This window comes from Neorhizobium sp. BETTINA12A, assembly GCF_023006485.1.
Classification (GTDB): domain Bacteria; phylum Pseudomonadota; class Alphaproteobacteria; order Rhizobiales; family Rhizobiaceae; genus Neorhizobium.
This window is the reverse complement of record NZ_JALBGW010000143.1, coordinates 1-12,097: the sequence shown is the minus strand read 5'-3', so window position 1 is coordinate 12,097 and position 12,097 is coordinate 1. Positions and strand designations below refer to the sequence as shown.

The 12,097-nt window shown below is 61.2% G+C and carries 7 protein-coding genes and 1 pseudogene; 6 read left to right on the top strand and 2 right to left on the bottom strand.

The features are described from left to right. The 3 genes and pseudogenes from MOV61_RS23740 to glmM form a co-directional block, all read left to right on the top strand. Positions 1 to 553, top strand: a pseudogene (locus MOV61_RS23740) (tRNA lysidine(34) synthetase TilS); the annotation flags it as partial. Positions 554 to 658: 105 nt separating this feature from the next. Next, a complete protein-coding gene (gene ftsH, locus MOV61_RS23735; protein ID WP_038544850.1) occupies positions 659 to 2,593 on the top strand; it encodes an ATP-dependent zinc metalloprotease FtsH in 1,935 nt (644 codons plus the stop codon). A 233-nt stretch (positions 2,594 to 2,826) separates the two neighbouring features. Further along, the gene (glmM, locus tag MOV61_RS23730; RefSeq protein ID WP_247138338.1) at positions 2,827 to 4,179 is read left to right on the top strand and encodes a phosphoglucosamine mutase; all 1,353 of its coding nucleotides are present in this window, start codon (positions 2,827 to 2,829) and stop codon (positions 4,177 to 4,179) included. A gap of 99 nt (positions 4,180 to 4,278) precedes the next feature. Here glmM and MOV61_RS23725 read toward each other — a convergent pair whose 3' ends face one another. After that, complete coding sequence (locus MOV61_RS23725; protein ID WP_247138337.1) at positions 4,279 to 6,246, bottom strand: methyl-accepting chemotaxis protein; 1,968 nt, start codon at positions 6,244 to 6,246, stop codon at positions 4,279 to 4,281. A gap of 561 nt (positions 6,247 to 6,807) precedes the next feature. Here MOV61_RS23725 and MOV61_RS23720 point away from each other — a divergent pair. The 3 genes from MOV61_RS23720 (at position 6,808) to serA (ending at position 10,684) form a co-directional block, all read left to right on the top strand. Next, positions 6,808 to 7,644 (top strand): outer membrane protein, encoded by an 837-nt coding sequence (locus MOV61_RS23720; RefSeq protein ID WP_247138336.1) that lies wholly within the window; start codon positions 6,808 to 6,810, stop codon positions 7,642 to 7,644. A gap of 183 nt (positions 7,645 to 7,827) precedes the next feature. Next, positions 7,828 to 9,006 (top strand): phosphoserine transaminase, encoded by a 1,179-nt coding sequence (locus MOV61_RS23715; protein WP_247138335.1) that lies wholly within the window; start codon positions 7,828 to 7,830, stop codon positions 9,004 to 9,006. An 82-nt stretch (positions 9,007 to 9,088) separates the two neighbouring features. Then, complete coding sequence (serA, locus tag MOV61_RS23710) at positions 9,089 to 10,684, top strand: phosphoglycerate dehydrogenase (RefSeq protein WP_247032217.1); 1,596 nt, start codon at positions 9,089 to 9,091, stop codon at positions 10,682 to 10,684. A 92-nt stretch (positions 10,685 to 10,776) separates the two neighbouring features. Here the strand turns inward: serA and MOV61_RS23705 are convergent, their stop codons facing one another. Further along, positions 10,777 to 11,673, bottom strand: coding sequence for an alanine--tRNA ligase-related protein (locus MOV61_RS23705; protein ID WP_247138334.1), 897 nt, complete (start codon positions 11,671 to 11,673; stop codon positions 10,777 to 10,779). Between the last annotated feature and the right edge of the window lie 424 nt (positions 11,674 to 12,097).

Sequence of the window (12,097 nt, the reverse complement as noted above, 5' to 3'; positions counted from 1 at the left end):
GTCATTGCTCGCCGCGGTGCTCGGGGGGAGGGCGCACGCACTCGGCAGCGACAGCATGGACCGGATCATGGCCTTTCTCGACGGTGGCCAGCCTGGCCGGATCACCGCCGGCCGGGTGATCTTCGACCAGCGCCGCGACGGGCTTTATATCGTCCGTGAAAACCGCGGCATACTGCCGCTGCACGTTGCCCCCGGCGATACGGCAATCTGGGACGGTCGCTACCGCATCACGAATGCCGGCCCGGACGAGATCGTCGTCGGCGCAACCGCGCCGGATCGCGACGAAGCATTGGCGCTGTTTCCCGGCGTGCCGCCCGCGATCGCCATGCGCGCCGTGGCGGCGATGCCCTTCATCGAAACAAATGCCCTCCTTTTGACGGAGGATCAGCAGAACAAAGACGTGGCCGAACGAAGTATCGTCCAACCTCTGCTTGCGCCTTTCGACCGCTTTTTGCCGCAGTTCGAGCTTAATCTCGGTATCGAGTTTGCGGTTTTGCTCGGATGCGACGGTTTTCCCCGGCTGCCAGTTAAGGATTCCTCGCGGAAAAGGTAGACGGCGGCTCCTGTTCGCCTTGGCAAGGACTTGCCGCAACCCTATGTTATGCGGCAAGCAAGGCGGCCGCTTCAAGAAGCAGGCCGTCGCAGTCCGGGGAGTTCAATGAACCCAAACTTTCGTAATATCGCCCTCTGGGTTATCATAGCCCTCCTGCTGGTCGCATTGTTCAGCATGTTCCAGACGGCGCCGTCGCAGACCAGCTCGCGTGAGGTCCCATATTCGCAGTTCCTGCGGGATGTGGATTCGGGGCGGGTGCGGGATGTCGTCGTCACGGGCAATCGGGTGCTCGGCACCTACACCGAGAACGGATCAGGATTTCAGACCTACTCGCCCGTCATCGACGATTCGCTGATGGATCGGCTGCAGGCGAAAAACGTCACCATCGTCGCGCGCCCGGAAACGGACGGATCCTCCGGTTTCCTCAGCTATCTCGGCACGCTGCTGCCGATGCTGCTCATTCTTGGCGTCTGGCTGTTCTTCATGCGGCAGATGCAGGGCGGTTCGCGCGGCGCGATGGGCTTCGGCAAGTCCAAGGCCAAGCTTTTGACCGAGGCGCATGGCCGCGTGACGTTTGAAGACGTTGCCGGTGTCGACGAAGCCAAGCAGGACCTCGAAGAAATCGTCGAATTCCTCCGCGACCCGCAGAAATTCCAGCGTCTCGGCGGTCGTATTCCGCGCGGCGTGCTGCTTGTCGGCCCTCCGGGTACCGGTAAGACACTGCTCGCCCGTGCCATCGCCGGCGAAGCCAACGTTCCCTTCTTCACCATCTCCGGTTCTGACTTCGTCGAAATGTTCGTCGGCGTTGGCGCAAGCCGCGTGCGCGACATGTTCGAGCAGGCCAAGAAGAACGCACCCTGCATCATCTTCATCGACGAAATCGACGCGGTCGGCCGTCATCGTGGCGCCGGTCTTGGCGGCGGTAACGACGAACGCGAACAGACCCTCAACCAGCTGCTCGTCGAGATGGACGGTTTCGAAGCCAATGAAGGCATCATCCTGATCGCCGCGACCAACCGTCCGGACGTTCTCGACCCGGCGCTGCTGCGTCCCGGCCGTTTCGACCGCCAGGTCGTCGTGCCGAACCCGGATATCGTCGGCCGCGAGCGCATCCTCAAGGTTCACGCCCGCAACGTGCCGCTGGCACCGAATGTCGACCTCAAGGTTCTTGCCCGTGGAACGCCCGGCTTCTCCGGCGCCGACCTCATGAACCTCGTCAACGAAGCAGCCCTGATGGCCGCGCGCCGCAACAAGCGCATGGTCACCATGAGCGAGTTCGAAGACGCCAAGGACAAGATCATGATGGGCGCCGAGCGCCGCTCGTCGGCCATGACCGAAGCGGAAAAGAAGCTGACCGCCTATCACGAAGCCGGCCACGCCATCACCGCGCTGCATGTCGCCGTCGCCGATCCGCTGCACAAGGCAACGATCATCCCGCGCGGCCGTGCGCTCGGCATGGTCATGCAGCTGCCGGAAGGCGACCGTTACTCGATGAGCTACAAGTGGATGGTGTCGCGCCTCTGCATCATGATGGGCGGCCGTATCGCGGAAGAGCTCACCTTCGGCAAGGAGAACATCACTTCCGGCGCGTCCTCGGATATCGAGCAGGCCACCAAGCTTGCGCGCGCCATGGTCACCCAGTGGGGCTTCTCCGACGAACTCGGCCAGGTCGCCTATGGCGAGAACCAGCAGGAAGTCTTCCTCGGTCACTCGGTCTCGCAGTCGAAGAACGTTTCGGAAGCAACCGCCCAGAAGATCGACAACGAAGTGCGCCGCCTGATCGACGAGGCCTATACCCAGGCGCGTGAAATTCTCACGACCAAACACGACGAGTTCGTGGCGATCGCCGAAGGCCTGCTCGAATACGAGACGCTGTCGGGCGAGGAGATCAAGGCGCTGATCAAGGGCCAGAAGCCATCGCGCGATCTCGGCGACGATGCGCCTCCGACCCGTGGTTCGGCCGTGCCGAGCGCCGGCTCAAAGAAGGACGAGCCCAAGGGCGGCGAACCGGAAAGCGGTCTGGAACCGCAGCCGCACTGAGCCTTTGCTACTAACATCAAAAGCCGCCGTGGAGCGATCCATGGCGGCTTTTGCTTGGAAGGGTTTATTTATTAGTAACGGGATATAATCGATTTTGACGCTAATTTATGTGCTTGTGCCGTTAAACTATGGCATGAGCCAAGCTTCAGGCCGGTTTTGCCGTCTAACATATTGCAGGGTTCGATTCCCTGCTTAAGACCGCGACGCTCAGGCGCGATGACGAAGGAGCTTACATGACACGCCGCTATTTTGGCACCGATGGCATTCGCGGACAGTCCAACATCCACCCGATGACTCCGGATCTTGCGATGCGCGTCGGCATCGCCGTCGGCACGATTTTTCGCAACGGCAATCATCGCCACCGGGTGGTGATCGGCAAGGATACGCGCCTCTCGGGCTACATGCTGGAAAACGCCATGGTGGCGGGTTTCACCGCTGCCGGCCTCGACGTCTTCCTGCTCGGGCCGATCCCGACGCCGGCTGTTGCCATGCTCACCCGGTCGCTGCGCGCCGATGTCGGCGTGATGATCTCCGCCTCGCACAATCCTTATGAGGACAACGGCATCAAGCTGTTCGGTCCGGACGGCTACAAGCTCTCCGACGAACTGGAGATGCGCATCGAGGATCTGCTCGACAGCGACCTGCATTCGCAGCTCGCCAAGTCCGGCGACATTGGCCGGGCAAAGCGCGTCGAGGGCGACATTTACCGCTATATCGAACACGTCAAGCGCACGCTGCCGCGCGACGTTACCCTGCATGGCCTGCGGGTCGCGATCGACTGCGCCAATGGCGCGGCCTACAAGGTTGCTCCGCTGGCGCTCTGGGAACTCGGCGCGGAGGTTGTCACCATCGGCAACGAGCCCAACGGCACGAATATCAATCTCGACTGCGGCTCGACCAGCCCGGAAGCACTGCAGAAGAAGGTGCATGAAGTGCGCGCCGACATCGGCATCGCGCTCGATGGCGATGCCGACCGTGTCATCATCGTCGACGAGCGCGGCGAGATCGTCGACGGCGACCAGCTGATGGCTGTCATTGCCGAGAGCTGGGCCGAGGACCAGAAGCTGAAAGGCGGCGGCATCGTCGCGACGGTGATGTCCAATCTCGGGCTCGAACGTTTCCTCAACGGCAAGGGCCTCGATCTGGCACGCACCAAGGTTGGTGACCGTTATGTCGTCGAGCATATGCGCAACAACGATTTCAATGTCGGCGGCGAACAGTCCGGCCATATCGTACTCTCCGATTTCGGTACGACCGGTGACGGCCTCGTCGCCGGCCTGCAGGTCCTAGCGCGGGCAAAGCGCCTTGGCCGGCCGGTCAGCGAAATCTGCCGCCGTTTCGACCCCGTGCCGCAGCTTCTGAAAAACGTCCGTTTCCAGGGTGGCAAGCCGCTGGAGGACGTAATCGTCCGCCAGGCGATCGCCGATGCGGAAGCCGAACTCGCCGCCAAGGGCCGCCTGGTCATCCGCCCGTCCGGCACCGAGCCGTTGATCCGGGTGATGGCGGAAGGCGACGACCGGGGGCAGATCGAGCGCATCGTCGACGGGTTGGTCGGCGCCATCGCCAACGTCCGCACCGCCGCCTGACAGACATAGTCTCAATGAAAAAGGCCACCCGCGGTTTTCGCGGGTGGCCTTTATTTTTTTCGGCGAGTTCCGGATGGCCGGATCGCCGTTCTTGCTGTCTCAGAACTCTTCCCAATCCTGCTTTGCAGCGGCGGCATTGCCCTGGAATGACTGCGCGACTTTCGCGACCATCCTGCGGGCAGGCGATGTGGTCGGGCGGCTGCTGCCGGATGCGACTGCGGGCGAGCCCCGATGCGAAGAGGTTCCCGTTACGGTGCCGCCGCCGATATGGAACTGCGACAGAAGCTGGAACAGACCCTCCGCATCCCGGGCAAGGCTGTGCGCCGCTGCGGTTGTTTCCTCGACCATGGCCGCATTCTGTTGCGTTCCCTGATCCATCGTGTTGACCGACGTGTTGATCTCCTTGAGGCCGGTCGACTGTTCCTTCGAGGCTTCCACGATAGCCTCGACATTGCCGTTGACCTGCTGGACCTGAACGACGATCTGTTCCAGGGCCTTGCCGGTTTCTCCCACCAGCGCCACGCCGTTCTTCACATGGTCGTTTGAGGTGTGGATCAGTTCCTTGATCTCTTTTGCCGCCTTGGCGGAACGCTGGGCGAGTTCCCGCACTTCCTGCGCCACCACCGCGAAACCCTTGCCGGCCTCGCCGGCACGGGCGGCCTCGACGCCGGCGTTCAGTGCAAGCAGATTGGTCTGGAAAGCGATCTCGTCGATGACGCCGATGATGTTGCCGATCTCGACGGCAGACGAATCGATCTTGCCCATCGCGTCGACGGCATCGCGGACTACCCGGCCAGACCGTTCGGCATTTTCCTTGGTCATGCGCACGAGGTTGCCAGCCTCCTGGGCGCGGTGGCTGGAGTCGGAAACAGTCGTGGTGATCTCTTCCAGGGCCGCAGCGGTTTCTTCGACGGAGGCCGCCTGCTGCTCGGTGCGTTTGGCGAGGTCGTCGGAGGCCGAGCGGATTTCCTGGGCGCCGGCGGCGATTGCACTCGCATTTGCGGCGACCTTCTGCATCGCTTCGCGAAGTTTCGCCACCGCGGCGTTGAAGTCGGCCCTCAACTGATCGAGCGAGGGGATGAACGGTGTGTTGATCTCCCGCGTCAGATCGCCGTTTGCCAGAGCCTGTAGGGCGTCGGCGAGTTGGCGGACTGCCTGGCTCGTTTGTTCGGCGACCGCGTTGCGCTCGGTCGCTTCCTGTTCCAGCCTCTGACGTTCGCCGACGGTCCGTTTCGCCTCGGCATCGGCTGCGCGTTCCGCGTTGACGGAGATGGCATCCCTCAGGGCGGCCACGGCGCGGGCGAGCATGCCGATCTCGTCGCCGCGGGCCTCGATCGTCCGGTCGCCTTCGAGGCTGCCCGCCGCCATGGCCTTCAGCGATTGCTGCAGCTTGGAGAGCGGTCCGATGATCGAGCGGGCGGTCAGGAAGGCGACAATGATCGAAAGCAGCGCGGCTATGCCGAGGGCGGCCAGCGCAAGGTTTCTAAAGCCGCTCGCAGCGTTGCGGACATCGCCGCCGATCGATTTGTTGAGCGCCTCCTGATAGTCGATGAACTTGTTGATCGCTCCGAGCCAGGAGACGAAGAGGGGACGGGCCTGTTCCAGCAGGATCTTGCGCGCCGCCTCACCATCACCTTTCTGCTGCAGCGAAATGATCTGGGCGACCAGCGGATTGGTCTTCGACTGAATGTCGGCGATTTCAGCCAATATTGCCTTTTCCCGATCCGTTGCACCGGAGGGGGCGCCGACCATGTCCGCCATGCGTTTTTCGTTTTCCGCATAGGAGGCCGCGAGCTTGCCGATGAGCGCTTCGGCTTCCTTGCGTTCGGCATCGGACGTGACGAGCGTCACATCGCGGATCGCGATCGCGCGGTCGTGCACGCTGCCGCGATAGTTGATGGCAAAGCGCTGCTTGACGCTGTTGACGTCATTGACGGTTGCGAGGTTGTTGTCGATCGTCGCAACCTGGCTGGTGGAGTAGAAAGTCAGGCCGATCATCAGGAGAAGCAAAAAGCCGAACCCGACAGCCAGTCGGAATGCTATGCCGAATGTTTTGACATTGCTCATGGACAGTTCTTTCTTTTGCGGCGCCTCGCGTCGCAGCTATATGCGGTCGATCTTCTCCGGAAGAGCATCAGGATATTTCATGGCGGCAATTTCGATTGAAGTTGCTTGTTCCGTGAACAAGATGTCCCCGATTGAAACGCATCGGCAAACTCCCTCCATTCATTCGGCCCCTGCAGATCCCCCGGTATTTCCCAGATCCGAATATGCTAAAAGTATGCATCTATAGTTTATAAAGAATTAATTGTTTATCTAAGCTTAAATTACCTTTTGCCAACGCCGCTTCTACTAAAGTAAGCGAAGTCAATAGTTTGGCGGCTGGCGTGGATTTGGCCTGCCTTGCTCGGTCAGCCTACAAAAGAGGGATCCGTTCGACGCGAACGCCTTGTCCAACTCTTTCAACATAAGTTTAATTGTAGAGTTGCCGGCGGTTTTAGGAAAACGCGCGGTAAACGAGCATGGTTAAGCGAGACTTAACCTTTGTCGATCATCATCCCTAGCGGATCAACCCGTTGGCTGCCCGCCTTGCATGCCATACGTGATACGAGCTTTGGAGATGAACCCATGAGAAAGTTGCTGGCCAGCGTGTTTGCGCTGACACTGACGGCGAGCGCCGCCACTTCTGCCGATCTTTATCAGCCGCAGCCGGCGCCCTATCAGGATGCGCCCGAAGTGACCGTTCAAGAGGCGACCGGGTGGTACCTTCGCGGTGACGTCGGTTATTCCTTCAAAAAGTCGCGCGGCACCGACTTCTACCAGGGTACCGGCACGCCCGGCGTGGCATTGGCGGAATTCGACCGTTCCGATCTGCGTGATGCCTTCACGCTCGGGGGCGGTGTCGGTTACCAGATCAACAGCTACCTGCGCACCGACGTCACCCTCGACTATATGTTCAACAGCAAGTTCCGGGGTTCTACGCATGGAAGCTGCGGCTCTGGGCCCGCCTGCACGTCAACGGACCTCGCTGCCCTGCATGCCTACTCGCTGATGGCGAACGCCTATGTCGATCTGGGCACCTATGGCTACTTCACGCCTTATGTCGGTGCCGGTATCGGCGGCACCTACGTCAAGTGGTCGAACCTGCGCAATACGTCCTGCGACGACGCTGGCGGCGGTTGCGACGCGGAAGTGAGCCATGGCGGCGAAAAGAGCTGGCGCTTCACCTACGCGCTGATGGCCGGCGCGTCGATCGACATCACCTGTAACGTCAAGGCCGATGTCGGCTACCGCTTCCGTCAGGTTGCCGGCGGCGACATGTTCGGTTACTCAACGGGCGGCGGCCCGGGCAAGGACAAGGGTTTCTATTCGCATGAAGCCCGCGTCGGCGCCCGCTACATCTTCGGCGGCTGCGACACGCCGCCGGCTTACGAGCCCCCGCCGCAGCCGATCGTCTACAAGTAAGGTTTATCCATCTCCAAGCGAAAGCCGCCTCCGGGCGGCTTTTTGCGTTTGCGGCGGCAAAGCTGCGGCAGAAATTTGTCCGTGGGCGACATTACCCGCTTGACTGTGAAGGCGCTCAGGCATAACCACAGCGGCGGGACACCTCTCCCCAACGAGAGGCCATCTATCTGGAAGGATAGCCATATGGCAAACGCCGCAAAACCGGACCTGCGTCCGAACAATACCCACTTTTCTTCTGGCCCTTGCTCGAAGCGCCCCGGTTGGTCGCTCGAAGTGCTTTCCGATGCTCCGCTCGGTCGTTCGCACCGTGCCAAGGTCGGCAAGGCAAAGCTCAAGCAGGCCATCGACCTCACCCGTGAAATTTTGGGCGTGCCGGCGGATTACCGCATCGGCATCGTGCCGGCCTCCGATACCGGCGCTGTCGAAATGGCGCTCTGGTCGCTGCTCGGCGAGCGCGGCGTCGACATGCTATCCTGGGAAAGCTTTGGCGCCGGCTGGGTCACCGACGTCGTCAAGCAGCTGAAGCTCAAGGACGCGCGCAAGATCGAAGCCGGCTACGGCCTGCTTCCGGACCTTTCCACGGTCGATTTCGACCGCGACGTGGTCTTCACCTGGAACGGCACAACCTCCGGCGTCCGGGTCCCGAACGCGGACTTCATCCCGGCAGACCGCAAGGGCCTGACCATCTGCGACGCCACCTCGGCGGCATTCGCCCAGGACATGGATTTTGCCAAGCTCGACGTTGTCACCTTCTCCTGGCAGAAGGTTCTGGGCGGAGAGGGCGGTCATGGCATGCTGATCCTTTCCCCCCGCGCTGTCGAGCGCCTGCAGACCTACGTTCCGGCCTGGCCGCTGCCGAAGATCTTCCGCCTCACCTCGGGCGGCAAGCTGATCGAAGGCATCTTCGTCGGCGAGACAATCAACACGCCGTCGATGCTCTGCGTCGAGGACTACATCGATGCGCTCAACTGGGCAAAGTCGGTCGGCAGCCTTGAAGGTCTGATCGCCCGCGCCGATGCCAACGCCAAGGTCATCCACGATTTCGTGGCCGCCAATGCCTGGATCGACAACCTCGCCGTCGACCCGGCGACGCGCTCCAACACCTCCGTCTGCCTCAAGATCGCCGATGCCGATGTCGCCGCTCTCGATACCGACGCCCAGGAAGCCTTTGCCAAGGGCATGGTGTCGATCCTCGAAAAGGAAGGCGTCGCGCTCGACATCGGTGCCTATCGCGATGCGCCGTCCGGTCTTCGCATCTGGGCCGGCGCCACGATCGAAGAAGCTGACATGAAAGCTCTGATGCCTTGGCTCACCTACGCTTTCGAAACGCAGAAGGCTGCGCTTTCCAAGGCCGCCGCGTAAAGCAGGTCGCGTATCCGGCTCCGCTGATGAAGCGGAGCCCATTTCCTCATTCACGACAGAAACTTTTTCAGGAGGCCCACTGATGGCACCTCGCGTTCTCGTATCCGACGAACTGTCGGAAACCGCCGTCCAGATCTTTCGCGATCGCGGCGTCGAAGTCGATTTCCAGCCGAAGCTCGGCAAGGACAAGGAAAAACTTGCCGAGATCATCGGCAATTATGACGGCCTTGCGATCCGTTCCGCCACCAAGGCGACCGAAAAGCTGATCGCAGCCGCGACCAATCTCAAGGTCATCGGCCGCGCCGGCATCGGCGTCGACAATGTCGATATCCCGGCCGCCTCGCGGCGCGGCATCATCGTCATGAATACGCCGTTCGGCAACTCGATCACCACGGCCGAGCACGCCATCGCCCTGATGTTCGCCGTTGCCCGACAGCTTCCGGCAGCCGATGCCTCGACCCAGGCCGGCAAGTGGGAAAAGTCGCGCTTCATGGGCGTCGAGATCACCGGCAAGACGCTCGGCGTCATCGGCGCCGGCAATATCGGCGGCATTGTCTGCAAGAAGGCGATCGGCATCGGCATGCATGTTCTTGCCTATGACCCCTTCCTGTCGGCCGAGCGCGCCGAGGAAATGGGCGTCACCAAGGTCGAGCTCGACGAGCTTCTGGCCCACGCCGACTTCATCACCCTGCACGTGCCGATGACCGACAAGACCCGCGGCATTCTCGGCAAGGAGGCGCTTGCCAAGACCAAACCGGGCGTTCGCATCATCAACTGCGCCCGTGGCGGTCTCGTCGATGAGGCAGCGCTTGCCGAAGCCATCAAGTCCGGCCATGTCGCCGGCGCCGGCTTCGACGTGTTCGAAGTCGAGCCCGCCACCGAAAGCCCGCTGTTCGGCCTCGAAAACGTCGTCTGCACCCCGCATCTCGGTGCATCGACCACGGAAGCGCAGGAAAACGTCGCGCTGCAGGTCGCCGAGCAGATGTCGGATTACCTGATCAAAGGCGCCGTTTCGAACGCGATCAACATGCCGTCGATCACGGCGGAAGAAGCGCCGCGCCTGAAGCCGTTCATCCGGCTTGCCGATGTGCTCGGCGCATTCGTCGGCCAGGTCACCGAGGATGCGATCAAGGAAATCGAGATCCTCTATGACGGCTCGACCGCCGGCATGAATACCAAGGCGCTGACGAGCGCGCTGCTCGCCGGTCTCATCCGCAGCCAGGTCTCCGACGTCAACATGGTTTCGGCGCCGATCATGATCAAGGAAAAAGGCATCATCCTGTCCGAAGCCAAGCGCGACAAGTCGGGCGTCTTCGACGGGTATATCAAGCTTACCGTCACCACCGACACGATGACCCGTTCGGTTGCCGGCACCGTCTTCTCTGACGGCAAGCCGCGCTTCATCCAGATCAAGGGCATCAACCTCGATGCGGATGTCGGCGCCAACATGGTCTACATCGCCAATACCGACGTTCCCGGCATGATCGGCTTCATCGGCACGACGCTCGGCAATGCCGGCGTCAACATCGCCAACTTCCATCTCGGCCGCGACAAGGAAGGTGGCGACGCGATCGCTCTCCTTTATGTCGATGGTCCGGTTCCGGCCGACGTGCTGGCGAAACTGACCGCCAATCCGGCAGTCCGCCAGGCCAAGCCGCTGGCGTTCAACGTCGACTGAGGTCACGAAAGCTGTTCACGACTGTCATGGTCGTGAGGGTTTTCCGAGCAATACGAAGGCCTCCGGCGAACACCGCCGGAGGCCTTCGTCATTTATCCGTCCGGCATATCCTGCATGTCGGAGAGCTCGATGCCATGGGTGTCGAACCACCACTCTGGGCTCATGCCGGGATGCCTTTCCCGCAGGTGGAGATATCTGGCCCGAAGCCGGTCCTGGCGCTCGCCCTCCTCGATGAAGAAGGGATGGTCGAGCGTGCCGCCCATCCGATGCAGGCGTCGGAGCAGTTTGCGCAGGACGTAACCCTGTTGCCTGTTTCCCGGATGGTAGCCGCTTTCGATGATCTTCATGATCGCACTGCCGAGCGTTTCGCGCACATCCTCCGGCGGCGTGCCGTTGATGAGCATGTCGAGACGATCGGCGCCGAAGCCGACATCGATGCAGGTTCCAAGCGGATTGACGATATTTCCGATTTCCACCCCATCCTTGTAGAACTCGGTACTGTATCCCGTAATGCTGCCATCGCTCCAGGTACATTCCGGATCGGGGACGATCGGAAGGCGTCCGCGGTAAAGCGGCGTCCAGTCGGTGAGGCGATCCGGATGAATGGTGACGTGATCCGGCACAAGACCGAGCGTCGCCAAGAACTCGAGCCAGAAATCGATGGCACCGCCAACGCTCATCTCCCGGAAGGAGAAGAGGCCAAGCATGGTGAAGTGAAGGAAGTGGGTTCCATCTCCGATTTCGTCCAGATCGCCCAGACGCAGGCATGCCTGGCTGTTTGCGACGGTTCCCTCATGGGAAGGATCGGAGAAGAGAAGTTTGTACCGCTGCATGCCAGCGCTGCAGAAGAGCGTGGTGGCGTCATGCGGCCTTACGGATTCAAAGGTTTCGAAATCGATGCCCTTTGAAAGGCAGAAGTCTTGATAGTGCCGGATCAGGCGTCCCGCGGTGTCATAGGCAACCTCCTTTGCATTTGTGTGCCTTGCCAAAAGGTAATGGCATTCCGCATGCCGCGCAATGCGGGATGCAAGGACAATCTCTCGGGGCAAGAAGGCCCGCGCCGGGATGTCGCAGGTCAATATGAAAATTACACCCTTGAGCTGTATTTTTGGAGCTTGGCTCCCGTTTCAAACTTGGTTATCTACTTCGACGGGAAAAACGGATGGCTGATCTAAAATCCGGAACCATCCGTCGCTATATAGACCGGGAACACCGCGATAGAGCGGTTTATGAGGAGAAAACGATGTTATCGAAGCTTCGGCGTTTCAAGAACCTGTTCGCGATCCTGGCGATCGGGATGGCGGTTTCCTTGACCGCCGTGGATTTGGCTGAGGCGCGCCGCGCCAGCGGCGGCGGTTTTGGCAGCCGCGGCACGCGCACATTCTCGGCTCCGGCGACCACCAATACCGCGCC